The following is a 26228-nucleotide window of genomic DNA, read 5'->3' on the forward strand; positions in this document are numbered from 1 at the left end:
CGTCAGCTATCCATCTTGAGGGCGGCGATGAAGGCGCTCTGCGGGATCTCGACCTTCCCGAACTGGCGCATCTTCTTCTTGCCCTCCTTCTGCTTCTCCAGAAGCTTCCGCTTGCGGGTGATGTCGCCGCCATAGCACTTGGCCGTGACATCCTTGGAGAGTGCCGAGATCGTCTCGCGCGCGATGACGCGCCCGCCGATCGCCGCCTGGATGGGAATGCGGAAGAGCTGCCGGGGGATCAGGTCCTTCAGCTTCTCGCAGATTTGCCGACCGCGCTTCTCCGCCGCCGAGCGATGCGCCATGAAGGCCAGCGCGTCCACCGGCTCGTTGTTCACGAGGATGGAGATGCGGACCAGGTCGCTCTCGGCATAGCCGTCCATGCTGTAGTCGAAGGAGGCGTAGCCGCGGCTGACGCTCTTCAGCCGGTCGTAGAAGTCGAACACCACCTCGTTCAGCGGCAGGCGGTAGACGGCCATGGCGCGGTTGCCGACATAGGTCAGCTCCACCTGCTGGCCGCGGCGCTCGTTGCACAGGGTCAGGATGGGGCCCAAGTGCTCGTCGGGCACGAAGATCGTCGCCTTGATCCAGGGCTCCTGGATGGCGCGGAACTTGGTCGGGTCCGGCATGTCGGCGGGGTTGTGCAGCTCCTCGATCGTGCCGTCATTCATCTCGAGCTTGTAGACGACGGAGGGCGCCGTCGCGATCAGGTCGAGGTTGAACTCGCGCGACAGACGCTCCTGGATGATCTCCAGGTGCAGGAGGCCCAGGAAGCCGCAGCGGTAGCCGAGGCCCAGCGCCAGCGACGTCTCCTGCTCGAAGTGGAAGGAGCTGTCGTTGAGCCGCAGCTTGCCCAGCGCGTCGCGCAGCTTGTCGAAATCATCCGCATCCACCGGGTAGAGGCCGCACCACACCACGGGGATCGAGGGCTTGAAGCCCGGCAGTGCCTCGGGCGCGGGGTTGCGGTCATCGGTGATGGTGTCGCCGACGCTGGTATCGGCCACGGTCTTCATCGCGGCGGTGAGGTAGCCCATCTCGCCCGGGCCCAGGCTGTCCACCGGCACCATCTTGGGCGTGAACACGCCTACCTGGTCCACCGTGTAGGTGGCGCCGTTCGACATCATGCGGATCTTCTGGCCCTTGCGCAGGTGGCCGTCCTTCACCCGCACCAGGATCACCACGCCCAGGTAGCTGTCGTACCAGCTATCCACCAGCAGCGCCTTGGTCGGCCCCTTGCCGTCGCCCTTCGGTGCGGGCAGGCGCGTGACGATGGCCTCCAGGACGCCCTCGATGTTCAGCCCGGTCTTGGCGCTGATCTCCACTGCATCGGAGGTGTCGAGGCCGATCACGTCCTCGATCTGCTGCTTCACCCGCTCTGGCTCCGCCGCCGGCAGGTCGATCTTGTTCAGCACCGGCACGATCTCGTGCCCCGCATCGATCGCCTGATAGACATTCGCCAGCGTCTGCGCCTCGACCCCCTGGGACGCGTCCACCACCAGCAGCGACCCTTCGCAGGCGGCGAGCGAGCGCGACACCTCGTAGGCGAAGTCCACGTGGCCCGGCGTGTCCATCAGGTTCAGCGTGTAGGTCTGGCCGTCCTTCGCCTTGTAGCGGATGCGGACGGTCTGCGCCTTGATGGTGATGCCGCGCTCGCGCTCGATCTCCATGTTGTCGAGCAGCTGTTCCTTCATGTCGCGGTCGGCCACCGTCCCCGTGCTCTGGATCAGGCGGTCGGCGAGCGTGGACTTGCCGTGGTCGATATGCGCCACGATGGAAAAGTTGCGGATGAGGTCGAGCGGCGTTTCGGAGGTCATGGAAGCCCGGCAGGGGAAGGGATTGCCGGGGGACATAGGGCATGGGGCCGCGAAGTCAAAGCGCGCGCGGCAGGAGCGGCGCCAACCGCGCCATCGCCCAGGCCCCCAGCAGGGGTCCCACCCCCAGCAGCGCGAAGGAAGCCCCCCAGCCAAGCGCCGGCACCGCCCAGGCCATGAGTTGGATCGCCGGCACGGTGAGCAGGAAGCCCATCGCCGTCTGCACCGTCAGCATGGTTCCCACGAGGTCCGGCCGGGCGCAAAGCGTGGTGCAGGCGCTGAACTGCGCGGAATCCGCCACCACGGACACGCCCCAGATCGCCGCCAGCGGCCAGACCAGCCAGTCCGGCGCGAAGCCGATGGTGATGGCGCAGCCACCGGAGACCAGCATCGCCGCGGCGGCCATGCGCGCGCGGTTGAAGCGGTCGGCCAATAGTCCCAGCCCGACGCAGCCAAGGGCGCCACTGCCCACCACCAGCGCGGTGAGCAGCCCCGCCTCCTCCCCTGCGCCGCGCGAAGCGAGGAACAGCCCGACCCAGGCCCACATGGCGTAGAGTTCCCACATGTGTCCCAGGTAACCGAGATTGGCGAGGCGCAGCCGCCGGTCGCGCCACGCCTCCAGCGCCTGGCGCGGGTCGAAGGGCGGGCGGCGCACCACCAGCGGGCCTTCGCGGAAGGGCAGGATGCACAGCCCCCCGAGCAGCGACGCCGCCCCGGCGGCCAGATACACCACGTGCCAATCCGGCCTCCCCAGCAGCCCGGGCACGGCGTGCGGCGCGGCGGAACCCAGCGTCACCGCCCCCACAACGAGGCCGATCAGGAGGCCGATATCGCCTCGCGCCCAGCCGGAGGCGAGCTTCATCCCGACAGGATAGATCCCGGCCACGCAGGCCCCGGCCAGGAAGCGCAGCGCATAGGCCCCCGGCCCGGCGGGCTCGATGAGGGCCTGCGCCATGGTCGCGAGCCCGGCCAGGGAGGCGGAGCCCAGAAACAGGGCGCGCGCGGGGAAACGGTCCGCCGCCGCCAGCACGGCGGAAACCAGCGTCCCCGCCACGAAGCCGCCTTGCACCGCGGCGACCAGCCAGCCTGCCTCGCCCCGCGTCACCGCGCCGGCTTCCAGCAAGGCAGGCACCGCCGCCGTCCCCGCGAACCAGACGGCGAGGGACAGGGTGATGCCCAGCAGCAGCAGTGCCAGGCTACGTGCCTTGCCCGGCATCGGTCAGGCCAGGCAGCAGATCTGCGTCGCCCCCCGCAGCACCTCATCCGGGATGCGCTGCTCCGAATATCCCACGGGGAAGGAATGCGTCTGCCCGCCCCGCAGCAGGTACCCCTGCGGGCTGGTGGTGGAGGTGGCTCCGGGCGCGCGGAACGCGATGCGGAAGGGGCGCGCCACACTCGGGCTGCGATTCTGCACCTGCACCTCGTAGCTCCAGGTGTGGTCTGTGCCGGGCTTGGCGGTGATGCCGGCGATGCCCAGGCATCCGGCCGCCATGCAGTCGTGTTCCTGCATGGGGCTGCCCAGCGCCATGGCCGGAGCGCCGGGCAGGGAGGCGGCGGCTGCGGCGAGGATGGCGGTGGCCAGGGCGATGCGCGGGATCATGGCGGGTTCCTTTCCTTGGAAAGGAAGCTAGGCCCCGCCGCCGCGCCGCGCCAATCCGCTGGCGCGATCGCGGCCTTCGGTTCCGCCTATGCCCGAAGCTGCGCCCCGGTCGCCTTGCCCACCGCGCCCACCACCTTCTGTCCCGCTGCCTCGATCTCGGCATCGGTCAGGGTGCGCTCGCGCGGCTGCAGCACCACCTGGATGGCGAGGCTCACCTTGCCCTCCGGCAGCTTGTCGCCGGCATAGCGGTCGAACAGCACCACCTCGGCGATCAGGGTCTTGTCCGCGTTCTGCGCCGCACGCAGCAGCTTCTCCGCCGGCACGCCCTCATCCACCAGGAAGGCGAAGTCGCGCCGCACCGGCTGGAAGGTGGAAAGCTCCGGCGCGGCCTTGCGGCGGCGCTTCGGCTCGGGGACTGCATCCAGGAACACCTCGAAGGCCACGGCGCCTTCCGGCAGGTCCAGCGCGGCGCAGAGGCGCGGGTGCAGCTGACCGAACTGCGCCAGCACGGTCTTCGGCCCCTGGCGCACCACGCCGGAGCGGCCGGGGTGGTAGTGGCCCGGCGCGTCGGCGGTCACCTGCAGGGCGGCCATGGGCACGGAAAGCGCCTCCAGCACCGCCATCGCATCGCCCTTCGCGTCCAGCGCGTCCACCGAGCGGGCGGGCGCAGCCCAGCTGGCCGGGGTGCGGCCGGCCCGCAGCCCGCAGGCCATCGCCAGCTGCCCCGCCGGGCTGGTGTCGCGGTACCCGCCGCCCAGCTCGCCCAGCGCCACGTCGGGGAAGCCGCGCGCCGCATTCGCCGCCGCCGCCAGGGCCAGCGTGGCCAGCGGCGTGGGCCGCATCTGGTCGAGGTCGGAGGCGATGGGATTTTCCAGCCGCAGCGAATCCGGCACCTCGCCAAAGCGGGCGGCCACGTCCCGCGCCGTGAAGCCGTAGGTGACGCATTCCAGCAGGCCGCGCGCCGCCAGCACGCGCCGCGCCAGGGACGCACGCGCCTGCTTCGCGTCCAGCGAGGGCGCGGGCACCACGGAGGACACGGGCAGCGACACGGAGGGCACGGCGTCCAGCCCGCCCAGGCGCAGCACCTCCTCCACCAAATCGCACTCGGCCTCCACCGCTGCGCAACCCTCGGCGGCCTTGCGCGCGCGGGCAGGGTCCAGCTTGGGGTCCTGGTCGAGCACGATCGGCGCGGCGATGTCGTTGCGCCAGGAGGGCACCTGCACCGTGACCGAAGCCGCGTCGCGCGACTCCACGGCGAAGCCCAGGCGTTCGAGGCGCGACACGGCCTCGTCGGCCGGCAAGTCGAGCCCGCCCAGCCCAGCGACGCGCTCGAAGCGCAGCGTGGCGGTGCGGCGCCAGTCCGGCTCTGCGCCGGCCTCCGTGACCGTGCTTGCCTCGCCGCCGCAGAGATCCTGGATCATGCGCGTCGCGCCCTCCAGCGCCTCGCGCATCAGGGCAGGGTCGAGGCCGCGCTCGTTGCGGGAGCGGGCATCAGTGAAGATGCCATGCCGCCGGCCTGAGAGCGCGATCCGCACCGGGTCGAACAGGGCGCATTCGATGAAGACCTCGGTGGTGGTCTCGTCGCAGCCCGAATGCTCGCCGCCGATGATGCCGCCAAGCGATTCCGGCCCCGCCGCGTCGGCGATGATGCCGTCCTCCTCCGTCAGCGCGTAGGTCTTGCCGTTCAGCGCCACGAGCTCCTCGCCCGGCCGGGCGAAGCGCATGGTCAGCACATCGCCCTTCACCTTCTGGACGTCGAAGACGTGAAGCGGGCGCCCGAGGGCGATGGTGAACCAGTTGGTCACGTCCACCAGCGCCGAGATTGGGCGCAGCCCGGCCGCGGTCAGCCGGTCCTGCAGCCATTGCGGCGAGGGGCCGTTGCGCACGCCGCGCACGGTGCGGCCCAGCGCCCAGAGGCAGGCCTGCGGATCGGCGATCTCCCAGCGGAGCGGCGTCTCGAAGCGCGGCTCGACCTTCGCGGCGTGCCAGGGCTTCAGCGTACCGAGGCCGGCGGCGGCAAGGTCGCGCGCCACGCCGCGCACGGAGAGCGCGTCGCCGCGATTGGGCGTGACCTTCACCTCGATGATGGGATCGTCGAGACCGGCATAGTCCACGTAGCGCGTGCCGACCGGCGCATCCTCGGGAAGCTCGACGATGCCCGAATGGTCGTCGCCCAGCCCCATCTCGCGCGAGGAGAGCATCATCGCCTCGCTCTTCACGCCGCGGATCTCGCCGGGCTTCAGCGTGATGCCAGTGCCGGGGATGAAGGCGCCGGGCAGGGCGGCGACGCCGACCATGCCAGTGCGCGCATTGGGCGCGCCGCAGACCACGGAAAGCTCGCGCCCGTCGCCAAGATCCACGCGCAGGGCGCGCAGCCGGTCGGCATTGGGGTGCTGCACCGCCTCGACCACGCGGGCGATGCGGAACTCGCCCAGCGCCTCGGCCGGGTTCTCCACGCCCTCCACCTCGATGCCGATGGCGGAGAGGGTGGTGGTGATCTCGTCGAGAGTGGCGCTGGTGTCGAGGAACTCGCGCAGCCAGCTGAGTGGGAACTTCATGGGGTCACATGCCCTCGTGCAGCGTGGCGGGGGCCAGCGGGTTCGAGCCGTAGTGCTTCAGCCAGCGCACGTCGCCCTCGAAGAAGGGGCGCAGGTCGGCCATGCCGTGCTTCAGCATGGTGATGCGCTCGATGCCCATGCCGAAGGCGAAGCCCTGCCACTCGCGCGCGTCCAGGCCGCAATTCGCCAGGACGCGCGGATGCACCATGCCGCTGCCCAGGATCTCCAGCCAGTCGCCGCCGCCGCCGAGTTCGCCGGTCTTGCGGTTCCAGCCGATATCCACCTCCATCGAAGGCTCGGTGAAGGGGAAGTAGGAGGAGCGGAAGCGCACCGGCAGGTCGCCGATGCCGAAGAAGGCGCGCAGGAAATCCGTCAGGCAGCCCTTGAGGTGGCCCAGCGTGATGAAGCGGTCGATCACCAGCCCCTCGACCTGGTGGAACATGGGCGAATGCGTCGCGTCATGGTCGGAGCGATAGGTGCGGCCGGGCGCGATGACGCGGATCGGCGGCTCCTGGCTGATCATGGTGCGGATCTGCAGCGGGCTCGTCTGGGTGCGCAGCACGGTGCGCCGCCCCTCGATCGTGCCGGGCAGGTAGAACGTGTCCTGGTCCTGCCGCGCCGGATGGTGGTCGGGGATGTTGAGCGCGGCGAAATTGTACCAGTCGCCCTCGATGTCCGGCCCCTCGACCACGCGGAACCCCATGGCGCCGAAGATCGCCGTCAGCTCCTCGATCGTGCGGGAGATGGGATGGATGGCGCCGCTGGGCGCGGGGCGCGCTGGCAGCGTCACGTCCACCCGCTCGGCGGCGAGGCGCGCGTCGAGCGCTGCCTCCTCCAGCACCGCGCGGCGGGATTCGATCGCGGCTTCCAGACGCTGCTTCAGCGCGTTCAGCGCCGCGCCACGCTCCTTGCGCTGATCGGCCGGCACGGCGCCCAGGCCCTTCAGCAGCGTGGTCAGCGCGCCGGACTTGCCCAGCGCCGCGACCCGCACCGCGTCCAGCCCGCGCAGGTCGGCGGCGGAGGCGAGGTCGGATTCGGTGCGGGCCAGCAGGGCGTCGAGGTCGTCGGTCATCATTGGCTCACATCACGAAAAAGGGCCGCGAACGCTCGCGCGCCGCGGCCCCTTGGTCTGCGTTCGCCCCTACCGCGTCAAGCGGCGGCGGGCTTCGCGGCCTTGGCCTGCTCGACGATCGCGGCAAACGCGGCCGCATCCTCGTAGGCGATGGCGGCCAGCACCTTGCGGTCCATCTCCACGCCCGCGGCCTTCAGCCCGGCGATGAAGGTGGAGTAGGTCATGCCGTGCTCACGCACCGCAGCGTTGATGCGCTGGATCCACAGGCCGCGGAACTCGCGCTTCTTGTTGCGGCGGTCGCGATAGGCGTACTGGAGCGCCTTCTCGACGCGCTGCAGCGCGGCGCGGTAGGTGGTGGAGGACCGGCCCACATACCCCTTGGCGAGGTTCAGGACCTTCTTGTGGCGGGCATGGGCAGTGACGCCCCGCTTCACACGAGCCATGTCTTGATCTCCTCTCGCTTACCGGGGCAGGCCGTAGGGCAGCCACTGCTTCACCGTCTTGGCGTCCATGTCCGTGAGGACCTGGGAGCCGCGGTTCTGCCGCTTGGCCTTCTGCGAGCGAGCGGACAGGTTGTGCCGCTTCTTGCCGGGGCCGGCGAGGACCTTGCCCGTCGCCGTGATCTTGAAGCGCTTCTTCGCGCTCGAGGTCGTCTTCATCTTGGACATTCGGGCCCTCCTGTCGGTGGGTTGGGGCATCCCGGGCGACGGCACCACGCCGAAGGGGGACGCATCCCGGCCGGGCTGTCCAAAGGCCGGCGGCGCGGGGGAAGGCGGGCGTGTAGCGGCGCGCCCGCCTGGAGTCAAACCGCGTTGCTCACCGCGGCAGGGCGGCAAGATGCGGCACGTTCGCCGGCGGCATCGGAATCGCCGAGATGGCCAGCGGACGCGAGGCGACAGGCTGCGCCGGCGGGGGCGGGGTGGGCGGCGCCCCGTCCAGCGGCGGCAGGCCCGGGATCTCGCTCGTATAGTCAGGGACGACGCGGGCCTGCGCCCCTGCGATGACAAGGACCCGCGCCCCCACGGGCAGGGGGTCGCGGTCGCGCTGGGTCACGCTCACCAGCTCGGGCCGGTCGGTGCGGCGGATGATGTATTCGGTGCCGTCGCTCGCCGTCGCGGCGCGCTCGGACACCGCGCCCAGCATGCCGCCCACCAGGGCGCCGCTCACCGCGCCGAGGGTGCTGGCCATGGGATGCCCGCCGGAGGCCGCGCCCAGCGCCCCGCCCGAGGCGCCACCCACCGCCGCCCCGGCATGGCCATCGGTCGTGATGGCGATGCGGCGGGCGCCGATCACCACGCCCTGCTGCACCGGATTGGCCTGTTGCACGGCGCGGCTGGCGTATTCGTCAGGATTGTAGCGGGTGCCGCACCCGATCAGGGTCAGCGCCAGGAGGAAGATTGGGGCTGCTTTCATGCCGCGGCACTTATCGCCCCGGCTCTCGCCTCTCAACTTCGTGACCATACGGATGGCGTATTTTTGCCACAATCGCGCCTTAATTTGTTCCGGTTCAGCCAGGGGGCGGCGGAGCAGGAACAACGGGCGGCGGCGGCACCAGCAACGGCGACAAGTCGAGAGGCGAAGCGGCCATCGGAGCCAGGCTTGCGGGCGCCTCGGCCGGGGCGGGCGGAGGCGTGGCCGCGACCGGTGCAGCGGCAGCCGCGGAAGATGGAGCGACCGCCACGGCAGGGGCGGGCGTTTCCAGGTAATCCGGCACCACCCGCGCCTGCGCCCCCGTGATCACCAGCACGCGCGTCCCGACCGGAATGGGATCGCGGTCACGCTGGGTGACGCTCACCAGCTCGTCCTTGTCGGCGCGCTGGATCACGTATTCCACCCCATCCGTGTTGGCCGTGGCCCGCTCCGCCGCCGTGCCAACCAGACCGCCGACCAGGGCGCCGCCCACTGCGCCCAGCGCGCTGGTCAGGGTGTTGCCGCCGGAGGCGCCGCCGACCACGCCGCCTGCCGCCGCGCCGGCCGCGGCCCCCGCCGCTCCCTCGGCCGAGATGGCGACGCGGCGCACGCCGACCACCGTGCCGCGCTGCACCGGATTGGCCTGCTGCACGGCGCGCACGGCGTATTCATCGGCGCTGTAGCGGCTGCCGCAGCCGGCCAGCAGCAGGGCAAGGGGGAGAAGAAGGGAGAAGGGGCGCGTCATGGCGGCGGGACATTGGCCGCGCCGGCCGCGCGCCTCAAGTCCGGCATGCCCCCCATGCTCGCGGCGCGCGGGGCGAGGGTCTATATCCCCGCCATGCGCCTTCCCTTCCGCAAGATGCACGGCCTGGGCAACGACTTCGTCGTGGTGGACGCGCGTGAGCGTCCGACGGGGCTCACCGAGTCGGCGATCCGCGCCATCGGGGACCGGCATCGCGGCGTCGGCTTCGACCAGCTGGTGACGCTGGAGCGGGATGCGGCGGGCGCCGACCTGTTCATCCGCTTCCACAACAACGATGGCAGCGAGGCCGGGGCCTGCGGCAACGGAACGCGCTGCGCCGCCGCGCTGGTGCTGGACGAGACGGGGCGCGACCGGCTTTCCATCCGCACCACTGGCGGCACTCTGGCCGCCGAGCGCCTGCCGGGCGGGTTGTTCCGCGTGGACATGGGCGCGCCGCGCCTCGACTGGCGCGACGTGCCGCTGGCGCGGGAATGCGACACGCTGCACGTGCCCATGGCGGCGGATGGGGTGACCGACGGCGCCGCCTGCTCCATGGGCAATCCGCACGTCACCTTCTTCGTGGACGATCTGGACGCGCTGGACATCCCGCGCATCGGCCCGGCGCTGGAGCACGATTCCTGGCTGCCCGACCGCGGCAATATCGGCTTCGCGCAGATGCGCGGGCGCGACCGCATGCGCCTCGTGGTGTGGGAGCGCGGGGCGGGGCTGACGCTGGCCTGCGGCTCCGGCGCCTGCGCGGCGGCGGTGAACGCGCTTCGCCGCGGCCTCGCCGATCGCGCGGTGACGATCGAGATGCCGGGCGGCGAGCTGCGCCTCGAATGGCGCGAGGCGGACGGCCATGTGCTGATGGCCGGCCCGGTCGCCACTGCCTTCACCGGCGAGATCGCGCTTGGCTGAGGCGCTGAGCTTCGGCTGCCGCCTGAACGCGGCGGAAAGCGAGGCGATGCGCCGCCTCGCCGAGCGCAGCGGCTGGGCGGGGGCGCTGGTGGTCAATACCTGCGCCGTCACCGCCGAGGCCGAGGCCCAGGCGCGCCAAGCCATCCGCCGTGCGGCGCGGGAGGCGCCCGGCCGCCCCATCCTGGTCACGGGCTGCGCGGCGCAGATCGCCCCCGATGCCTGGGCTTCCCTGCCCGGCGTGGCGCGGGTGATCGGCAACGGGCGCAAGCTGGACCCGGCAGCCTGGGACGCGCCGCCCGCGCCGATCACCGTGGCGGACAAGGTGGTGCCGGCCGCCTCCGCCGGAACGCGGGCCTTCCTGGCGGTGCAGCAGGGCTGCGACCACCACTGCACCTTCTGCGTCATCCCGCAGGGGCGTGGCCCCTCGCGCGGCCTTCCCATTGCGGAGGCGGCGGGCGAGGCGGCGGCGCTGGCGGAACGGCACCGCGAGATCGTGCTGACGGGGGTGGACCTCGCCAGCCACCCGGACCTGCCGGGGCTGATCCGGGCGGTGCTGCGCGCGGCGCCGGGCCTCGCGCGGCTGCGGCTTTCCTCGCTGGACCCGGCCGCACTGGATGACCGGTTCTGGGCGGTCTGGGCGGAGGAGGAGCGGCTGGCCCCCGCCCTGCACCTGTCGGTCCAGCATGCGGACGATCTGATCCTGAAGCGCATGCGGCGCCGCCACCGCCACCTGGACCTTCTGGCACTGGCCCGGCGCGCCCGCGACCTTCGCCCCGGCGCCGCGTTGGGTGGGGACCTGATCGCAGGCTTCCCCACCGAAACGGAGGCGCAGCACGCATGGCTCGAAGCGTTCATCGCGGAGGCGGGCCTCGCCTTCCTTCACGTCTTTCCCTATTCGCCACGCCTGGGCACGCCGGCCGCGCGCATGCCGCCCTTGCCCGTCCCGCTCCGGCGCGATCGCGCGGCGCGGCTGCGCGCGGCGGGGCTGCGCGAGCGGGCACGGTTCCTGGCAGGGCGTATTGGCGCGGAGGAGGAGGTGCTGATGGAAGGCAAGGGCTTGGGCATGACCGCGCATGGCGCCGCGCTGCGGCTTTCCGGCAACCCCGCGCCGCCCGGCACGCTGCTGCGCGCCCGGGTGACCGGCACGGATGGCGCCACCCTGTCCGGGGAGCACATCTGATGGCCCTGCGCGACCTATGGCGCCGCATGACCGGCCAGGGCGAGGCCCCGCCCGCCGAGGCGCCGGAATCCCGCGCCGATGCGCCCCTGGCCGATGCCCCGCTTGCGGACGCTCAGGTGCCGCAGCCTCCCTCCGACCCGTCGCCGGAGCCGCTGACGCCCGAGCCGCCGAGCGAGCCCGCCCCGCCGCCGGTGATCGAGCCGCCGGCGCCGGAAAATCCGCCCGCCCCGCCGCCCGAGATGCCGCCGCCCTCGGTGCCGGAGCCGATGCGCGACCCCGTCCCGCCCGAGATCAGCCCCCCGGTGATCGAGCCGCCGGGCGGGCCGCTGCGGATGGGCGGGTTCTTCGCCAAGCTCAAGCAGGGGCTGTCGCGCTCCACCGCCAAGCTCACGGATTCCATCACCGGTGTCTTCACCAAGCGCAAGCTGGACGACGCCGCGCTGGAGGAGCTGGAGGAGACGCTGATCGCCGCCGATCTCGGTGTGAAGGCGTCGGGCCGCGTGGTGGAGGGCTTCCGCCGCACCCGTTTCGGCCGCGAGGCGACGGACGAGGAGATCAAGGGCGCGCTGGCGGATGAGATCGCCGCCATCCTCGGCCCCGTGGCGAAGCCGCTGGTGATCGACCGCAGCCTCAGGCCGCATGTCGTGCTGGTGGTGGGCGTGAACGGCACCGGCAAGACCACCACCATCGCCAAGCTGGCCGAGCAGTATCGCGCCGAAGGGATGAAGGTCGTGATGTGCGCCGGCGACACCTTCCGCGCCGCGGCGGTGGAGCAGCTCCAGGTCTGGGGCGGACGCACGGGGGCGGAAGTGGTGGCGCCGGCCAAGGATGGCGCCGATGCCGCCGGCCTCGCCTTTGACGCGCTGACCCGCGCGCGGGAGGTGGGCGCCGACGTGCTGCTCGTGGACACGGCCGGGCGGCTGCACAATAAAACCGCGCTGATGGAGGAGCTTCGCAAGATCGTCCGCGTGATAAAGCGCCAGGACGCGGCGGTGCCCCATTCCGTCCTGCTGGTGCTGGACGCGACCACCGGCCAGAACGCCGTCTCCCAGCTGCGCGTCTTCACCGAGATGGTGGATGTCACCGGCCTCGTCGTCACCAAGCTCGACGGTTCCGCCAAGGGCGGCGTCGTGGTGGCGCTGGCCGAGGAGTTCGGCACGCCCATCCACGCCGTCGGCGTCGGCGAGACGGCGGCCGATCTGCGCCCCTTCGAGGCGCGCCACTTCGCCCGCGCCCTGGTCGGGCTGGAATAATCCTTCCCTGATTCGCTAGGCTGGGCCCGACGCCTTCGGGGGAAGGCGATGGGGAATCCTTATCATGGTGGACCGGCGGGGGTTGCTGGGCCTTTCCACGCTGCTGGCGCTTGCCGGCTGCGGCACGTCGCGCGCGCCGCGCATTCCGGGCGTGCCCGAGCCGGGGCCGGGCCTCGACCTGTCCTGCGTCCCCTATGCCCGCAGCCGCTCCGGCATCCAGCTTCGCGGCGATGCCTGGCAATGGTGGGACGCCGCCGCCGGGCGCTACGCGCGCGGCAGCCGGCCGGAGCCGGGCTCTGTGCTGGTCCTGGCCCGCACCTCGCGCCTGCCGCAGGGCCACCTCGCCGTGGTGCGCCGCGTCACCTCCTCGCGCGAGATCCGGGTGGACCACGCCAACTGGGCCAGCGGTAGCGGCCGAGGCCGCGTCGCCGAGGACCAGCCGGTGCTGGATGTCTCGCCGGGCAATGACTGGACGCTCCTGCGCGTCTGGTATCCGCGCGTGGGGGATTACGGCGCCACCTCCTTCGCGGCGCATGGCTTCATCGCGCCGCGCCTCGCCTTCGCCGCAGCGTGAAGCTATAGGCCGCGAAACCCCGCTTTCCTGGGAAAGACGCCATGACCATCGGCCGCCGCGCCGCCCTCGCCTTGCCTGCCTTGGCCCTGCCGGGTGTGGCCTCTGCGCAGCCCGCCTGGCCCGACCGCCCGGTGCGGGTGGTCGTCGGCTTCCCGGGCGGCTCCACCCCGGACATCGCCGCCCGCGCCGTCGCCACCCACCTGCAGACCGTGCTGGGCCAGCCTGTTGTGGTGGACAACCGCGCCGGGGGTGGCGGCACGATCGGCGCCGATGCCGTGGCCAAGGCGCATGACGGCCACACGCTGGGCGTGACCATCGGCGGCCCCGGTTCCATCGCGCGCATCCTCAACCCGCAGCTTTCCTACGACCCGGTCGCCGATCTGCGCCCCGTCTCGCTGCTGGCGCGCATGCCCTTCGTCCTGTCGGTGAACCCCGGCGTGCCGGTGCGCAACGTGGCGGAACTCATCGCCCATGCCCGCGCCAATCCCGGCAAGCTGAACTACGGCTCGGTCGGCGCCGGCTCCACCGGCCATCTCATCATGGCCGAGTTCGCGGCCCGGCATGGCCTGGAAATGGTCCATGTTCCCTTCCGCTCCGTGCCGCAGAGCGTGATGGAGGTGGTGGCCGGGCGCATCGAGATGACGGCTGCCGCCGCCGGCGCGGTGGTCGGCCAGGCGCGGGGCGGGCAGGTGCGGGCCATCGGCGTTTCCGGCGCGGGGCGCATGGCCCAGCTTCCCGACGTGCCCTCCCTGGCCGAGCAGGGGGAGCCCGCGGGCGACATCTATGCCTGGATCGGCCTCTTCGCCCCGGCCAATACCCCGGAGGAGCGCGTCGCCCGCCTCGCCACGGAGGCGGGACGCGCCATGACCAACGCCGAGACGCGCCGCGTCCTCGAAGCGGCGGGGTTTGAGCCGCTGGGCAGCGACGCCGCGACGCTGGCGGCGCTGATCCGCGACGAGGTCGCCTTTTGGGGCCCGGTGGTGCGCCGCCTGAACATCCGGCCCGAGAGTTGAGGGAAACGGCAAGCGACCCCATCTTGGACCCCATGGCCGAGATGTCCCGCCGCGCCGCGCTGAAAGGCGCGGCCGCCCTGCCCCTGGTTCCGCTGGCCGCCCCGGCCCTGGCCTCCACCCCCGCCACCGCGGGCGCGCGGCCCGAATCCGATCCGACCGACGCCCCGCGCATCCAGGAGCGCCCGCTCTTCGGCGCCGTCCACTGGACGCTGCCGAACGGGCTGCGTGTGGTGCTGGCGGAGAACCGCCGCGCCCCCGTCGCCGCGCATTACCTCTACGTCTCCGCCGGCGCGGGCGAGGACCCGCATGGCCGCTCCGGCCTCGCGCATTTCCTTGAGCACATGATGTTCAAGGGATCGCCCAACATCCCCTCCGGCGCGCTGTCGCGCACTGTCTCGGCCGAGGGCGGGCAGGACAACGCCTTCACCTCGCGCGACGTCACCGGCTACTTCCAGATCGTGGAGGCGAGCCGCCTGCCGCTGATGATGCGGATGGAAGCCGACCGCCTTGGCTCCGTGCTCATCCCCGAAGCGGAAGTGGAGCCGGAGCGCGGCGTGATCTTCGAGGAGCGACGCTCCCGCATCTCCGCCAATCCGCGCGCCCGCTTCATGGAGCGCTTCGACGCCACCATGTGGGGCCCGCAGCATTGGCGCGGCCGCCCGCTGATCGGGTGGGAGGAGGAGATCCGCGCCATCACCCGGCAGGACATGGTGGACTTCCACGCCGCGCGATACGCGCCGTCCAACTGTGTGCTGGTGGTGGCGGGCGACGTGCGCGAGGCCGATCTGCGCCGCTGGGCCGAGGAGTTCTACGGCGCCATCCCGAAGCGCGAGGCGCCGGGGCGCCACCGTGCCGCGCCCCCCGCGCGCTCGCCCGAGGCGCGCCTCGTCGCGCACGACCCGGCAGTGCGTGAGGCCAGCTTCCTGCGCGCCTTCGCTGCCCCCTCCGTCACTTTCGGCGAGACGCAGATGTCCGACCCGCTGGAAGTGGCCGCGCATGCGCTCGGCAGCGGCCCCGGCTCGCGCCTCCATGCCGCGCTGGTGGAAACCGGCCTCGCGGTCGGGGCGGGCGCCTCCTATGACGGCGACGTGGTGGGGGCGGGCACGCTGATGGTGTTTGCCACGCCGCGCCCCGGCGTCTCGCCCGAGCAGATCGAGGTGGTGGTGAACCGCACCCTCGGCACGCTGGTGCAGGAGGGGATCTCCGAGGAGGAAACGCGGCGCGCCATCCGCCAGCAGACCGCGGGCGCCCTGCTGGCCCTGGATGGGCTGGGGGCGGCACCGCGCATGCTGGGCGGCTCCCTTGCCATCGGCCTGCCGATCGAGGCGGTGGAGTTCTGGCCGCAGCGCATCGCCGCCGTGACGCCCGAGGGGGCGACGCAGGCCATCCGGCGCGTCCTGGCCGACAACCCGGTCTCCACCGCCGCCTGGCTTATGCCTTCGGCATGATTTTTGTGTCCTCAGACGCCGGGCGCGCGCTCCGCGCGCTTGGCTTTCGCGCCTCAGCCATGTCGTGCGGAGCGGAAAGGTTCCGAGCCGCGCGCCGGCCGCCTTGCGGCCGGATCGTCCTGCACGGGCGTCAATTTCCGGAGTTCCCCGCGTGAGCGACACCCTCTTCGGCGTCTCCCTGCCGCCGCGCCGCGGCTTTTCCGTGCCCATCCAGGTGCTGGAGGAGGGCGGCGTCACCGCCTGGCTGGTGGAGGAGCGCTCCCTGCCCGTCGTCTCCGTCGCCTGGGCCTGGGCCGGCGGCGCCGCGCGCGACCCTGAGGGGCGCGAGGGGCTGCACGGCATGGCCGCCGCCCTGCTGACCGAGGGCGCGGGCGATCTGAGCAACATCGCCTTCGCCGATGCGGCGCGCGATGCGGGGATCGGGCTGGGCTTCTCCGGCGGGCGGGATTCCTTCGAGGGGTCGTTCCGCACCCTGTCCCCCGCCCTGCCCGAGGCGCTGCGCCTCGCGCGCCTCGCCATGACGGCGCCGCGCCTGGACGAATCCGCCTTGGCCCGGGTGCGCGCCCGCGCCGTGCTCAGTGCGCGGCAGGCGCTGGAGACCCCGGCCGGCCTCGCGCGGCGCGAGTTCTGGCAATCTGCCTATCCTGGCCACCCCGCTGGCCGCCAGCCCACGCCCGAATCGCTTTCCGCGGTGACGCGGGAGGAGGTGCGCGCGGCGCTGGACGCGCAGATGCGGCGCCGCGGCATTCTGCTGACGGCAGCGGGCGATATCGGCCCGGATGGGCTGCGCGACCTCATCCGCGCCCTCTTCGCGCCGCTGCCGCAGGGCGCGCCCGAACCTGTCCCGCCTCTGCCCGCCCCGGAGCGCTTCGGCATCAAGCGGGTGGAGAAGGCGGCGCCGCAATCCACCTTGTTCTTCGGCCAGGACGCGCTGCTGCCCACCGATCCGGACTGGGAAGCCTTCCAGGTCGCGCTGCGCATCCTGGCGGGGGGCGGCTTCACCTCGCGTCTCACCCGCACGATCCGCGAGGAGCGCGGCCTGACCTACGGCATCGGCGCCGGGCTGGACCTGCTCTTTGGCCGCGCCGTCGTGGTCGGACAGGTGCAGACGGACAATGCCACGGTCGGCGAGGTCTGGCGTCTATTGCGCGAGGGCTGGGCGGCGATGGCGGCCGAAGGCCCGACGGAGGAGGAGGTGCGCGACGCCGTCGCCTTCCTGTCCGGCTCGCTGCCGCTTCAGTTCACCGATACGCGACGCACCGCCTCGCTCCTGCTCGGGCTGCGGCAGGCGGGGCGCGACCCGGCCTGGCTCGAGGGCCGTCCCGCCCGCCTCGCCGCGCTGACGCGCGACGACGTGGCGCGCGCCGCGAAGCGCCTCGATCCCGGCGCGCTGTCCCTCGCGGTGGCGGGCGAGCCCCAAGGGTTGTAACACTTTCCCTCTCATCGGAATCGGAACGGGAATGGACGACGTGCTGGAAGACGCCTGGGCTCGTGTGGAGGAATTTGGCCGTCGCCCTGGTGCCTCCGCCATCCGGCCGCTTTTCGCCGCCGATCCGAAGCGCTTCGATCGCTACAGCCACCGTGGGGCCGGCCTCCTGCTCGACATGAGCAAGACCGCCATCTCCGACGAGGTGCGCGAGGCGCTCTTCGCCCTCGCCCGCGCGGCGCGGGTGGAGCAGGGGCGCGACGCCATGGCGAATGGCGAGACGGTGAACAACACCGAGCGCCGCGCAGCCCTCCATATGGCGCTGCGCGGCGACCTGCCGGGCGCGGGCGCGGCGGCGCACGAGGACGCGCTGCGCACCCTGGCCTATATGCGCGCCTTCACCGAGAGCGTGCATCGCGGCGAGGTGCGCGGCGCCACCAACCAGCGCTTCGACACGGTGCTGAGCATCGGCATCGGCGGCTCCGACCTCGGCCCCGTCATGGTGACGCGCGCCCTGTGGCGCGCGGGCGACCCGATGCGTCCGGTGCATCTGGGAAATGTGGACGGGCATGGCTGGGAAACCGTCCTGCCCATGCTGGACCCGCGCCGCACCCTGGTGCTGGTCGGCTCCAAGACCTTCACCACCGCCGAGACCATGGCGAATGCGCGCCTCGTCCGCTCCTGGATGGAGGCGAGCGTGGGGCGCAACGGGGCGTCGGCGCATTTCGCCGCGCTCTCCACCAACCTCGCCGCCTGTGAGGCCTTCGGCATTGCCGCCGACCGCGTCTTCCCCTTCCGCGACTGGGTCGGGGGGCGCTTCTCGCTCTGGTCGGCCATGGGGCTCTCCCTCGCCCTCTGCCTCGGCTGGGAGCGCTATGAGGCGCTGCTGGACGGCGCGCGCGAGATGGACCAACACTTCCTCCAGGCGCCGCTGGAGCAGAACCTGCCCATCCTGCTGGCGCTGGTGGAGGCGTGGCACGTGGGTGGGCTCGGCATCCATCGGCGCGCCGTGCTGCCCTATGACGAGCGGCTGCGCCGCCTGCCCGCGCATCTCCAGCAGCTCGAGATGGAAAGCCTCGGCAAGTCGGTGCGCCGCGACGGATCGCCGACCCCCTGGGCCACCGGCCCCGTCGTGTTTGGCGAGCCGGGCACTTCGGCGCAGCATTCCTTCATGCAGCTGGTGCACCAGGGGCCGAACCCGGTGCCGGTGGATTTCATCCTCGTCGCCCAATCCGACCACCGGCACGACGAGAACCACCGCATCCTGCTCGCCAACGGCCTCGCCCAGGCGGCGGCGCTGATGGTGGGCCGGGATGCCGAGGCGGTGAGGGCCGAGATGCGCGAGGCCGGCACGGATGAGGACACCATCGCGCGCCTCGTCCCGCACCGCGTCTCGCCGGGCGACCGGCCCTCCATTACGCTCGTGCTGCCGCGCCTCGACCCGCAGGCCCTCGGCTCGCTCATCGCCCTCTACGAGCACAAGGTCTTTGTGCTGGGCTGCCTGTGGGACGTGAACCCCTTCGACCAATGGGGGGTGGAGCTGGGCAAGGTCCTCGCCACGCCCATCCTCCGCGAACTGACGGATGGGAGGAGGGTCCCGCATGACAGCTCGACGAGCGGGCTGCTGGCGGAAATCCAGAGATTACAGAGATGACAGGCGCAATATTTTTGCGCCTGGAAAATCGCCTTCTGCCATAAAAAAAGCTTTCAGGCATTTATGAGAAACGTATAGCTTCCCTCAGAGGGAATGCGCTGGCGTTCATCCTGAGGGAAAAGCAGGGTACATGTCTCACTTCCAGTTGTTGCAGAGGGCTGTGAACGTGACGGGCATGGTGAGGGCACGCGCCCCCTTGCGCCTCGGCCTCGCGGGCGGTGGGACGGATGTGTCCCCCTATGCCGACATCCATGGCGGGGCCGTGATGAACGTCACGATCGACCGCTACATCTACGTCAGCCTATCGCCCCTGCAGGGGCAGATGCTGGAGCTGGAAAGCCAGGATCTAGAGATCGCGGTCGAGATGCCGGTCGCCGCGCGCCTGCCCTTCGACGGAAGGCTCGACCTGCACAAGGCCGTCTACAACCGCGTGGTGCAGGATTTCCTGGGTGGCCGGCGGGCGCCGGCCCTGCGGATCAGCACCTTCTCCGAGGCGCCGGCCGGCTCGGGCCTCGGCTCCTCCTCCACCCTCGTGGTGGCGCTGCTGCAGGCCATGACGGAGTTCTTCAACCTGCCGCTGAGCGAATACGACTTGGCGCAGCTCGCCTTCTCCATCGAACGGGAGGATGTGGGCCTTGCCGGTGGGCGGCAGGACCAGTACGCGGCGGCCTTCGGCGGCTTCAACTTCATGGAGTTCCACGCCGACAACGCGGTGGTGGTGAACCCCCTGCGCATCAAGTCGGCCGTCATCGCCGAACTGGAGGCGCAGACCATCCTCTGCTTCACCGGGGTGAGTCGCGAGAGCGCCACCATCATCGCCGAGCAGTCGCGCAACGTGTCCCAGGGCGCGGGCCGGTCCGTGGAAGCTATGCATGAGCTGAAGGCCAGCGCGATCGCGATGAAGAAGGCGCTGCTGAAGGAGGATCTGCCGACCGTCGCGCAGATGCTGAATTCGGGCTGGGCGTCCAAGCGCGAGATGGCGTCCGGCATCAGCAACGACAGCATCGAGAGGGCGATGGAAGTGGCCACTGCCGCGGGGGCGATCGCAGGCAAGGTGTCGGGCGCGGGGGGCGGCGGGTTCATCATGTTCCTGGCCCCGCTGGAGAAGCGGGCCTCCGTGCTGCGCGCCCTCCAGAACAATGGCTTCCAGACGGAAACCGTACGCTTCACGAGCGAGGGCGCTACTTCGTGGTGGGCCTAGACTCGGTTCGGAACGCCATCGGGGACACGCGACGCCTCCTGGAAGCGATGGAGGCGGACGAAGCCCTGTGCGCCGCCACCGCGCGCGCGGCTTCGCTGGTCGTGACCTCGCTGCGCGCCGGGGGCAAGCTGCTGATCTGCGGCAATGGCGGCTCGGCGGCCGATGCCCAGCACTGGGCCGGGGAGCTGGTGTCGCGCTTCCACTACGACCGGCCCGGCCTCGCCGCCATCGCCCTCACCACCGACAGCTCCATCCTCACCGCGATCGGCAACGACTACGGCTATGAGCGCCTCTTCGCCCGTCAGGTGGAGGCGCTCGGCCGTGCGGGGGATGTGCTCTTCGCCATCACCACCTCCGGCCGCTCGCCCAACGTGCTGCGCGCGGTGGAGGCGGCGCGCGCGGCGGGGTTGGTGACGGTGGGCTTCACCGGCAACGGGGCTGGCGCGGCCGAGATCGCCTCACGCTGCGACCTGTGCCTCCAGGTGCCGTCCCCCCTCACGCCGCGCATCCAGGAAGGCCACGAGGTTCTGGGCCACGCGATCTGCGCCCTGGTCGAGGCCGAGATCTTCCCGCGCGAAGCGCAGTCATGATCCCAGCAGAAGCGGTGGTGCTTGCCGGCGGCCTCGGCACGCGGCTGCGCCCGGTGGTGAGCGACGTTCCCAAGCCACTCGCGCCCGTGGCGGGGCGCCCCTTCCTGTTCTGGCTGCTGGAAGCGTTGGCGCGGCAGGGCATCGCCCGCGTCGTGCTGGCCAATGGCTACATGGGCGACCGGATCGAGCAGGATGTGGGCCCACGCTTCGCGGGCATGAATATCCTCCATGTGCGGGAGGAAGTGCCGCTGGGCACGGGCGGGGCGCTCTGGGCCGCGCTGGGCCAGTGCCGGGAGGACAGGGTCTTCGCCCTAAATGGCGACACCTGGCTCGGCGTCTCGCTGGCCGCCATGGCCGAGGAGGCGCCATCGGCCGACCTCGTGCTGGCCGTGCGCCGGGTCGAGGATCGCAGCCGGTTCGGCAGCATGCGCCTCGACGGCAACCGCGTGCTCGGCCTTGCGGAGAAGGGCGCCTCCGGCGAAGGCCTGGTGAACGGGGGCGTCTATCTCCTCCGCCGCGACCTGCCGGAGCGTCGCCCGATGCCGGAGGTCTTCAACCTGGAAACCGGCGTCCTGGCCGAGCCCGGACCACTGGATGTGCGGGCCCACGTCACGCAGGCGCCTTTCCTTGACATCGGCACGCCGGAGGATCATCGGGCGGCCCAGACCCTCATTCCCGCCTGGGCTGCCGGCCCGGTCCCGCGCGAGACCGCATGATCATCATCGTCGAGCCGAGCTGGAAGGGGCATTTCCACGCGCCGGGCAACACCTCGACCATCAAGGTCATCACCCGCGCCTTCCCTAACGAGGAGGTGCGCTTCTTCGCGGAGGAAAACCACCTCGCCGAGGTGCGGCAGGACGCGGCACTGCAGGCGCTGCCCAATCTCCGCTTCGACACAATCACCCTGCCGAAGGATCATTTCGGCAGCCCCGGCACGGTCAGCCTGTCGCGGCTGCGCGACGAATTCCGGATGATGCGGCACGCCCTCGGCGCCGCGCCGCCCGGGGAGAACGTGCTGCTCTTCCTCATCTCCACCACCGCGACCACGCCTTTCGCCGCAGCCGCGGCGTCGCTAATGCGGCGCGGGCGGGTCGGGCTTCAGGTCGGCTATCACGGCAATCTCAGCGACGCGGTGGGCAAGCGTCCGCGCAATCCCGTGATGCGCGCCCTCGACACGCGCGCGGCGCTGCTCACGCGCTTTCCCGTCTCGACGCGGCACCTGCTGCTGGAGGAGCCGATCCGGGAGGAACTCCTGCGGCACTTCCCGGCCCTGGCGAACCGCCTCGACGTGCTGCCCCTGCCGGTGAATGAGCGGGAAGCGTCGGAGCAGACGCCGCTCGACCTCTCCTCCGGCCCGGTGCGGGTCGGCCTCCTCGGCATCGGCAGCCAGGCAAAGGGCGGCGACACCTTCCTGACGCTGGCGGCCAAGCTGAAGGCGCGCTGGGGCGAGGCCGTGGAGTTCGACCACATCGGCAGCAAGGCCAAGAGCCAGCCCGACGCGCCGGAAGGCGTGCTGCTGCAGCCGCCTTCCAGCCACCTGCCCCGTTCCGAGTTCGTCGAGCGCCTCCGCCGGCTCCACTACATCTGCCTGCCGATGCGCCGCGGCTATTACGACCTGTCGGCCTCGGGCACGATGATCGACGCGCTGACCTTCGGGAAGCCGGTGCTCGCCACGCGCATCCCCCTCACCGAGCATTTCTTCCGCGCCTATGGCGACATCGGCGAGCTGCGCGACACGGGCGAGGAGCTGGAACAGGCGCTGGATGGGATCCTCCAGCGCCGCGATGCCGCGCGCTACGCCGCGCAGGTCGAGAATCTTCGGGAGGCGGCGCAGTCCCGGCGGCTGGATCGGCTCGTGCCGATCTATTACCGGCTGGCGCAGGACGGATTTCCGGGCCTCCTCCGCGCCTGACAGCGCGAGGCGTGGCATAAGGGCGCGTCATGCCCATCCGCCTCCTCCCGCCCGCCACCGCCGACCGCATCGCCGCAGGCGAGGTGGTGGAGCGCCCGGCCGCCGTGGTGAAGGAGCTGGTGGAGAATGCGCTGGATGCGGGCGCCCGCCGCATCCGCGTCGCGCTGGAGGAAGGGGGGATCGGTCGCGTCCTGGTGGAGGATGACGGCGCCGGCATGGGGCCGGAGGATCTCGCCCTCTGCGTCGAGCGACACGCCACCTCCAAGCTGCCGGAGGAGGCGATGCTGTTCAGCATCGGCACGCTGGGCTTCCGGGGGGAGGCGCTGCCTTCCATCGGCGCCGTGTCACGCCTGCTCATCACCTCCCGCCCGCCGGAGGGCGAGGCGCACAGCATCGCGGCGGAGGCCGGGCGCAAGGAGGCACCGCGACCCGCCGCCGGCCCTCCCGGCACGCGCGTCGAGGTCACCGACCTATTCTTCGCCACCCCCGCGCGGCGGAAATTCCTCCGCACCCCCGCGCGCGAGGGCGAGGCAGCCGCCGAGGCGCTGCGCCGCCTTGCCCTGGCCTGGCCGGAGGTGGGGTTCGAGCTGTCGCTGGATGGCCGCCCGGTCCTGCGACTGGAGCCGGCGAGCTGGGAGCGGCGGGTCGCGGATCTACTGGGGCCGGATTTCGCCGCCGCCGCGCTGCCTGTTTCGGGGAGCGGTGTCGCCGCCATCACCGGCCTCGCGGGCGGGCCAGGATTCTCCCGCCCCACGGCGGCGGAGCAGCACCTTGTCGTCAACCGCCGCCCGGTGCGCGACCCGATGCTGCGCGCGGCGCTGCGCGTCGCCTACCGGGACGTGATGGCGCCCGGCCGCCACCCGGCCTGCGCCCTGTTCCTGGAGATCCCGGCGCGCGAGGTGGACGTGAACGTCCACCCGATGAAGACGGAGCTGCGTTTCCGCGACGCGGCCGCGGTGCGCGGCGCGCTGATCTCGGCGCTGCGGCGCGCGCTGGGGGTGGGGGCGGCGCAGGCCCCCGCGGCGCCGCTGCGCTTTGCCCCGCCCCCCGTGGCCCAGCTGCGCGGCGTGGCCGAGGCCGCGCTGCCCCTCGGCTTCGCACCCGCCCCGCCGCGCGAGGAAGTGCCGGAGGCGCCGAAGGAGCAGCCAGCCGCTCCGCCGGACCAGCCCCTCGGTCGGCCACTGGCGCAGGTGATGGATTGCTACATCCTGGCCGAGGCGCCGGATGGTGCGCTGGTGCTGGTGGATCAGCACGCCGCCCACGAACGCCTGACCCATGAGCGCCTGCGCGAGCAGATGACGCAGGGTGGCGTCCGCGCCCAGCCCCTGCTGCTGCCCGCCGTGGTGGAGACGCGCCACGCCGCCCGTCTGCTGGACGCCGCCCCCGCCCTGGAGCGGCTGGGGCTGGAGATCGAGGGATTCGGCCGCGACGCGGTGCTGGTCCGCGCCCTGCCGGCCCTGCTCGGCGGGCCGGACCCCGCGCCGCTGCTGCGCGACCTAGCGGAGGAACTGGCGGAATCCGGCGAAGCTACGGCGCTGGAAGCCCGGTTGGACGCCGCCCTGGCAAGGCTGGCCTGCCATGGCTCCATCCGCGCCGGGCGGCGGCTGAACCCGGCGGAGATGGACGCGCTGCTGCGCGCCATGGAGAGGACGCCGCGCGCCGCCACCTGCTCGCACGGGCGGCCGACCTTCCTGCGGCTGGCTCAGGGGGATTTCGCGAGGCTCTTCGGGCGAAGCTGAATAACGCATTCGGAGGGCGCGGTGGCTTCCACCACCAGCGCGCCGCCCTTCACCTGCCAGTGGGGCGCGGCGCCCCGCAGCGTGTCCAGTCGGGCGGGGACGAAGCCCTCCGGCAAGGGCACGAGCGCCGCCTCCCCGGCGGCGAGGCGCAGCAGGGCGCGCGGCGGCAGGCCGGCGAGGCGGGCGGGCCCCGCCTCCCGCCATTGGGGAAGCGGCGCTTCCCCGGCCCAGAGGCGCAGCGCCGGGCGCCGCTCTCCCCATGCGCGGGTCAGCGGCGCCGTGGCCTCGATCTGCAGCGCCACCCCCGCACCCGAAAGGGCGACGAACCGCCACCCGGCCGGGCCTTCCGACTCCAGGGACACGACCTCCGGCCCGTTAGAAAGCAGCGCCACCCGCAGCGCACCGGGCCGCGCCGCGTGAAGCGCCACGCCAGCCACCATCGGCCTGCCGGGCAGCGGAAGGGTGAAGCGCCCCGGTGCGGCGGTGACGCCCAGCGCATCGGCCTGGATCAGCGCGGCCACAGCGCCTCGCGCAGCAGGAGGGATTCCAGGCGGTCCAGCATCGCTTCCTCCCCGTAAGCCGCCTCGCGCGCCCGCGCTGCCTTGCAGGCCGCCTCCTCGGGTGCATCCAGCACCGCGCGGATAGCGGTGGCGATGCTCTCGGGGTCGCGCCGCGCCACCCAGGCCCATTCCTCCGGGGCGTCCCAGGCTTCCAGCGCCTCGGCGCTGGCGATGACGGGGCAACCTGCCGCCATCGCCTCCAGCACCGCCAGAGGTTGGCCTTCATGTTCGGAGGGGAGGAGGAGGGCCGAGGCCCGGGCGAGCAGCGCCGGCACGTCCTCGATCGGACCGAGTTCGATGGCCGGCGCCAGCGTGCCGGCAAGCGGCCCCGCGCCCGCGAGGGCGAGGCGGGCCGGGGCGATGCGCCGCGCCACCTCCGGCGCCAGATGCGCCCCCTTGCGCCCGTCCAACCGCCCGACCTGCACCAGAAGCGGCGGCGCTTCCGGCTGGCGGGGCAGGGGCGCGAAAGCGGGCAGGGGGTTGTGGAGCACCGCCACCTCAACGTCCGGCAGCCCCGCCAGCGCTTCCAGCCGCCGGGCAGCATGGGCCGAGACCGCGGCCCAGCCCAGGCGCAGCCCCCGCATCGCCGCCGCTTCTTCTCCACTCAGGATCCAGTCGCGGCGGACGAGGTGGTGCATGGCCAGCGTCGGCACCCCAGCCTCGGACAGCGCCTCCATGGCGCCCAGCCCCTCGCCGGGCAGAGGGCAGCAGACCAGCGCCGCGTCGGGTCGCCAGCGCCGCAGCAGCGCGGCGAGGAGGGCGCGTTGCCGCGGTCGCACCTCGGCCGCAGGCCGCCCCGGATCATGCGCCAGCGGCAGGGCCAGCCCCGGCGAGGCGCAGCCCAGCGCGGGCGAAGCCGCCACGAGCACGCGCATCCCCCGCCGCCGTAATCCTTCCACCGCCGTCATGCTCTGCCGCTCCGCCCCGCCGCGCTCCGGCGCGGGCAGGACCAGCAGCAGCGTCTCGACCGTCAGCGGGGGGTGAGGATGTGCCATCGCGCCTTGCCGTGCGCGCGTTCGGCCAGGGTCTCGAAGCCTTCTTCCGGCGGGGCGTCGCCCGGGCCGAGTTCCGCGCAGATCAGCGCATCCGGGGCGATCCACCCCGCCGCGCCTAGCGCCTCGAGGGCGCGCGGCACCAGCCCCTCGCCATAGGGCGGGTCGAGGAAGACCAGGCTGCAGGCCGCGGGGGCACGGGGCGGGCGCAGCGCGTCGGCCGGCAGGACACGCCCCTCCGCCCCCTTGCAGGCGCGCAGATTGGCGCGGCAGGCGGCCAGCGCCTCCGGCTGGTTCTCCAGGAAATGCGCCCGCGCCGCGCCGCGCGACAGCGCCTCGATCCCCAGGGCACCGGTGCCGGCGAAGGCGTCCAGCACCTCCGCCCCCTCCACCCGGTCGCGCCCGGCCCAGGGGGCGTGCCAGAGCATGTCGAACAGCGCCTGGCGCGCGCGCTCGTTGGTGGGGCGTGTCTTAGTTCCCTCCGGTGCCAGGAGCTTCCGCCCCTTCCAGCGGCCCGAGATAATTCTCATGTCATCGCCTCGCGGTGCGAGGCGCTTCGCCCGCCCTCAAGCGCCGGG

Annotated in this window: 25 protein-coding genes; 13 read left to right on the forward strand and 12 right to left on the reverse strand. The window is 72.3% G+C overall.

The window, feature by feature from the left end; all coding sequences use genetic code 11:
* Positions 1 to 2: 2 nt before the first annotated feature.
* From lepA to JTJ31_RS12865, 9 genes are all read right to left on the reverse strand, one after another.
* On the reverse strand, positions 3 to 1811 hold the full coding sequence (lepA, locus tag JTJ31_RS12825; RefSeq protein ID WP_207539057.1) for a translation elongation factor 4: 1809 nt from the start codon (positions 1809 to 1811) through the stop codon (positions 3 to 5).
* Positions 1812 to 1866: 55 nt separating this feature from the next.
* Positions 1867 to 3024 carry an MFS transporter gene (locus JTJ31_RS12830; RefSeq protein ID WP_207539058.1) on the reverse strand — a complete coding sequence of 386 codons (1158 nt, stop codon included), beginning with the start codon at positions 3022 to 3024 and terminating at the stop codon, positions 1867 to 1869.
* A 3-nt stretch (positions 3025 to 3027) separates the two neighbouring features.
* Positions 3028 to 3408: a rhodanese-like domain-containing protein gene (locus JTJ31_RS12835; protein ID WP_207539059.1), complete on the reverse strand. Its 381-nt coding sequence runs from the start codon at positions 3406 to 3408 to the stop codon at positions 3028 to 3030.
* A gap of 86 nt (positions 3409 to 3494) precedes the next feature.
* Positions 3495 to 5966 (reverse strand): phenylalanine--tRNA ligase subunit beta, encoded by a 2472-nt coding sequence (pheT, locus tag JTJ31_RS12840; RefSeq protein ID WP_207539060.1) that lies wholly within the window; start codon positions 5964 to 5966, stop codon positions 3495 to 3497.
* A 4-nt stretch (positions 5967 to 5970) separates the two neighbouring features.
* Positions 5971 to 7038, reverse strand: coding sequence for a phenylalanine--tRNA ligase subunit alpha (pheS, locus tag JTJ31_RS12845; protein WP_207539061.1), 1068 nt, complete (start codon positions 7036 to 7038; stop codon positions 5971 to 5973).
* 77 nt (positions 7039 to 7115) lie between these two features.
* Positions 7116 to 7481, reverse strand: a complete 366-nt coding sequence (gene rplT, locus JTJ31_RS12850; protein ID WP_207539062.1) for a 50S ribosomal protein L20 — start codon at positions 7479 to 7481, stop codon at positions 7116 to 7118.
* Positions 7482 to 7499: 18 nt separating this feature from the next.
* On the reverse strand, positions 7500 to 7706 hold the full coding sequence (rpmI, locus tag JTJ31_RS12855; protein WP_207539063.1) for a 50S ribosomal protein L35: 207 nt from the start codon (positions 7704 to 7706) through the stop codon (positions 7500 to 7502).
* Positions 7707 to 7854: 148 nt separating this feature from the next.
* Positions 7855 to 8451 (reverse strand): outer membrane lipoprotein, encoded by a 597-nt coding sequence (locus JTJ31_RS12860; protein WP_207539064.1) that lies wholly within the window; start codon positions 8449 to 8451, stop codon positions 7855 to 7857.
* Positions 8452 to 8545: 94 nt separating this feature from the next.
* Complete coding sequence (locus JTJ31_RS12865; protein ID WP_207539065.1) at positions 8546 to 9193, reverse strand: hypothetical protein; 648 nt, start codon at positions 9191 to 9193, stop codon at positions 8546 to 8548.
* Positions 9194 to 9286: 93 nt separating this feature from the next.
* Here JTJ31_RS12865 and dapF point away from each other — a divergent pair, with 93 nt between their 5' ends.
* The 13 genes from dapF (at position 9287) to mutL (ending at position 24098) form a co-directional block, all read left to right on the forward strand.
* A complete protein-coding gene (gene dapF, locus JTJ31_RS12870; RefSeq protein WP_207539228.1) occupies positions 9287 to 10108 on the forward strand; it encodes a diaminopimelate epimerase in 822 nt (273 codons plus the stop codon).
* Positions 10101 to 11288, forward strand: a complete 1188-nt coding sequence (locus tag JTJ31_RS12875) for a radical SAM protein (protein ID WP_236020142.1) — start codon at positions 10101 to 10103, stop codon at positions 11286 to 11288. The genes dapF and JTJ31_RS12875 overlap by 8 nt, the downstream gene beginning before the upstream one ends.
* A 332-nt stretch (positions 11289 to 11620) precedes the next feature.
* On the forward strand, positions 11621 to 12541 hold the full coding sequence (ftsY, locus tag JTJ31_RS12880; protein ID WP_328805738.1) for a signal recognition particle-docking protein FtsY: 921 nt from the start codon (positions 11621 to 11623) through the stop codon (positions 12539 to 12541).
* 64 nt (positions 12542 to 12605) lie between these two features.
* Positions 12606 to 13115, forward strand: a complete 510-nt coding sequence (locus JTJ31_RS12885) for a CHAP domain-containing protein (protein WP_207539066.1) — start codon at positions 12606 to 12608, stop codon at positions 13113 to 13115.
* Between the two features lie 41 nt (positions 13116 to 13156).
* Complete coding sequence (locus JTJ31_RS12890) at positions 13157 to 14128, forward strand: Bug family tripartite tricarboxylate transporter substrate binding protein (RefSeq protein WP_207539067.1); 972 nt, start codon at positions 13157 to 13159, stop codon at positions 14126 to 14128.
* Between the two features lie 32 nt (positions 14129 to 14160).
* On the forward strand, positions 14161 to 15576 hold the full coding sequence (locus JTJ31_RS12895; protein ID WP_207539068.1) for a M16 family metallopeptidase: 1416 nt from the start codon (positions 14161 to 14163) through the stop codon (positions 15574 to 15576).
* A gap of 151 nt (positions 15577 to 15727) precedes the next feature.
* Positions 15728 to 17005: a M16 family metallopeptidase gene (locus JTJ31_RS12900; RefSeq protein WP_207539069.1), complete on the forward strand. Its 1278-nt coding sequence runs from the start codon at positions 15728 to 15730 to the stop codon at positions 17003 to 17005.
* Between the two features lie 31 nt (positions 17006 to 17036).
* Positions 17037 to 18656 carry a glucose-6-phosphate isomerase gene (gene pgi, locus JTJ31_RS12905; protein ID WP_207539070.1) on the forward strand — a complete coding sequence of 540 codons (1620 nt, stop codon included), beginning with the start codon at positions 17037 to 17039 and terminating at the stop codon, positions 18654 to 18656.
* A gap of 130 nt (positions 18657 to 18786) precedes the next feature.
* The gene (locus JTJ31_RS12910; RefSeq protein ID WP_207539071.1) at positions 18787 to 19857 is read left to right on the forward strand and encodes a GHMP family kinase ATP-binding protein; all 1071 of its coding nucleotides are present in this window, start codon (positions 18787 to 18789) and stop codon (positions 19855 to 19857) included.
* Entirely contained in the window at positions 19845 to 20447 is a 603-nt protein-coding gene (locus JTJ31_RS12915; protein WP_328805731.1) for a D-sedoheptulose 7-phosphate isomerase, read from the forward strand. The genes JTJ31_RS12910 and JTJ31_RS12915 overlap by 13 nt, the downstream gene beginning before the upstream one ends.
* Positions 20444 to 21163 (forward strand): nucleotidyltransferase family protein, encoded by a 720-nt coding sequence (locus tag JTJ31_RS12920; RefSeq protein ID WP_207539072.1) that lies wholly within the window; start codon positions 20444 to 20446, stop codon positions 21161 to 21163. The genes JTJ31_RS12915 and JTJ31_RS12920 overlap by 4 nt, the downstream gene beginning before the upstream one ends.
* Positions 21160 to 22359, forward strand: a complete 1200-nt coding sequence (locus tag JTJ31_RS12925) for a glycosyltransferase family protein (protein WP_207539073.1) — start codon at positions 21160 to 21162, stop codon at positions 22357 to 22359. Before JTJ31_RS12920 ends, JTJ31_RS12925 begins: the two co-directional genes overlap by 4 nt.
* A gap of 29 nt (positions 22360 to 22388) precedes the next feature.
* Positions 22389 to 24098, forward strand: a complete 1710-nt coding sequence (gene mutL / locus JTJ31_RS12930; RefSeq protein WP_207539074.1) for a DNA mismatch repair endonuclease MutL — start codon at positions 22389 to 22391, stop codon at positions 24096 to 24098.
* On the opposite strand, the gene JTJ31_RS12935 is transcribed toward mutL, so the two are convergent.
* Genes JTJ31_RS12935 through rsmD form a run of 3 tightly spaced genes read right to left on the reverse strand, consistent with a single transcriptional unit; the run spans position 24062 to position 26180 of the window.
* Positions 24062 to 24619: a hypothetical protein gene (locus JTJ31_RS12935; RefSeq protein ID WP_207539075.1), complete on the reverse strand. Its 558-nt coding sequence runs from the start codon at positions 24617 to 24619 to the stop codon at positions 24062 to 24064. The two genes, mutL and JTJ31_RS12935, sit on opposite strands and share 37 nt — an antisense overlap.
* Positions 24607 to 25653 (reverse strand): glycosyltransferase family 4 protein, encoded by a 1047-nt coding sequence (locus JTJ31_RS12940; protein WP_207539076.1) that lies wholly within the window; start codon positions 25651 to 25653, stop codon positions 24607 to 24609. Before JTJ31_RS12940 ends, JTJ31_RS12935 begins: the two co-directional genes overlap by 13 nt.
* A complete protein-coding gene (gene rsmD / locus JTJ31_RS12945) occupies positions 25629 to 26180 on the reverse strand; it encodes a 16S rRNA (guanine(966)-N(2))-methyltransferase RsmD (protein ID WP_207539077.1) in 552 nt (183 codons plus the stop codon). Before rsmD ends, JTJ31_RS12940 begins: the two co-directional genes overlap by 25 nt.
* Between the last annotated feature and the right edge of the window lie 48 nt (positions 26181 to 26228).

Origin of the sequence: Sabulicella rubraurantiaca (genome assembly GCF_017355885.1) — a bacterium.
In the GTDB taxonomy this organism is placed as follows: domain Bacteria; phylum Pseudomonadota; class Alphaproteobacteria; order Acetobacterales; family Acetobacteraceae; genus Roseococcus; species Roseococcus rubraurantiacus.

Bases quoted from the DNA above. Each gene is read 5' to 3' on its own strand.
- rsmD (WP_207539077.1), bottom strand. From the start codon at position 26,180: ATGAGAATTATCTCGGGCCGCTGGAAGGGGCGGAAGCTCCTGGCACCG.
- JTJ31_RS12860 (WP_207539064.1), bottom strand. From the start codon at position 8,451: ATGAAAGCAGCCCCAATCTTCCTCCTGGCGCTGACCCTGATCGGGTGC.
- pgi (WP_207539070.1), top strand. From the start codon at position 17,037: ATGGACGACGTGCTGGAAGACGCCTGGGCTCGTGTGGAGGAATTTGGC.
- JTJ31_RS12940 (WP_207539076.1), bottom strand. From the start codon at position 25,653: ATGGCACATCCTCACCCCCCGCTGACGGTCGAGACGCTGCTGCTGGTC.
- dapF (WP_207539228.1), top strand. From the start codon at position 9,287: ATGCGCCTTCCCTTCCGCAAGATGCACGGCCTGGGCAACGACTTCGTC.
- JTJ31_RS12895 (WP_207539068.1), top strand. From the start codon at position 14,161: ATGGCCGAGATGTCCCGCCGCGCCGCGCTGAAAGGCGCGGCCGCCCTG.
- rpmI (WP_207539063.1), bottom strand. From the start codon at position 7,706: ATGTCCAAGATGAAGACGACCTCGAGCGCGAAGAAGCGCTTCAAGATC.
- rplT (WP_207539062.1), bottom strand. From the start codon at position 7,481: ATGGCTCGTGTGAAGCGGGGCGTCACTGCCCATGCCCGCCACAAGAAG.
- pheS (WP_207539061.1), bottom strand. From the start codon at position 7,038: ATGACCGACGACCTCGACGCCCTGCTGGCCCGCACCGAATCCGACCTC.
- JTJ31_RS12925 (WP_207539073.1), top strand. From the start codon at position 21,160: ATGATCATCATCGTCGAGCCGAGCTGGAAGGGGCATTTCCACGCGCCG.
- JTJ31_RS12885 (WP_207539066.1), top strand. From the start codon at position 12,606: ATGGTGGACCGGCGGGGGTTGCTGGGCCTTTCCACGCTGCTGGCGCTT.
- JTJ31_RS12890 (WP_207539067.1), top strand. From the start codon at position 13,157: ATGACCATCGGCCGCCGCGCCGCCCTCGCCTTGCCTGCCTTGGCCCTG.
- mutL (WP_207539074.1), top strand. From the start codon at position 22,389: ATGCCCATCCGCCTCCTCCCGCCCGCCACCGCCGACCGCATCGCCGCA.
- pheT (WP_207539060.1), bottom strand. From the start codon at position 5,966: ATGAAGTTCCCACTCAGCTGGCTGCGCGAGTTCCTCGACACCAGCGCC.
- JTJ31_RS12920 (WP_207539072.1), top strand. From the start codon at position 20,444: ATGATCCCAGCAGAAGCGGTGGTGCTTGCCGGCGGCCTCGGCACGCGG.
- JTJ31_RS12865 (WP_207539065.1), bottom strand. From the start codon at position 9,193: ATGACGCGCCCCTTCTCCCTTCTTCTCCCCCTTGCCCTGCTGCTGGCC.
- ftsY (WP_328805738.1), top strand. From the start codon at position 11,621: ATGGGCGGGTTCTTCGCCAAGCTCAAGCAGGGGCTGTCGCGCTCCACC.
- JTJ31_RS12830 (WP_207539058.1), bottom strand. From the start codon at position 3,024: ATGCCGGGCAAGGCACGTAGCCTGGCACTGCTGCTGCTGGGCATCACC.
- lepA (WP_207539057.1), bottom strand. From the start codon at position 1,811: ATGACCTCCGAAACGCCGCTCGACCTCATCCGCAACTTTTCCATCGTG.
- JTJ31_RS12910 (WP_207539071.1), top strand. From the start codon at position 18,787: ATGTCTCACTTCCAGTTGTTGCAGAGGGCTGTGAACGTGACGGGCATG.
- JTJ31_RS12835 (WP_207539059.1), bottom strand. From the start codon at position 3,408: ATGATCCCGCGCATCGCCCTGGCCACCGCCATCCTCGCCGCAGCCGCC.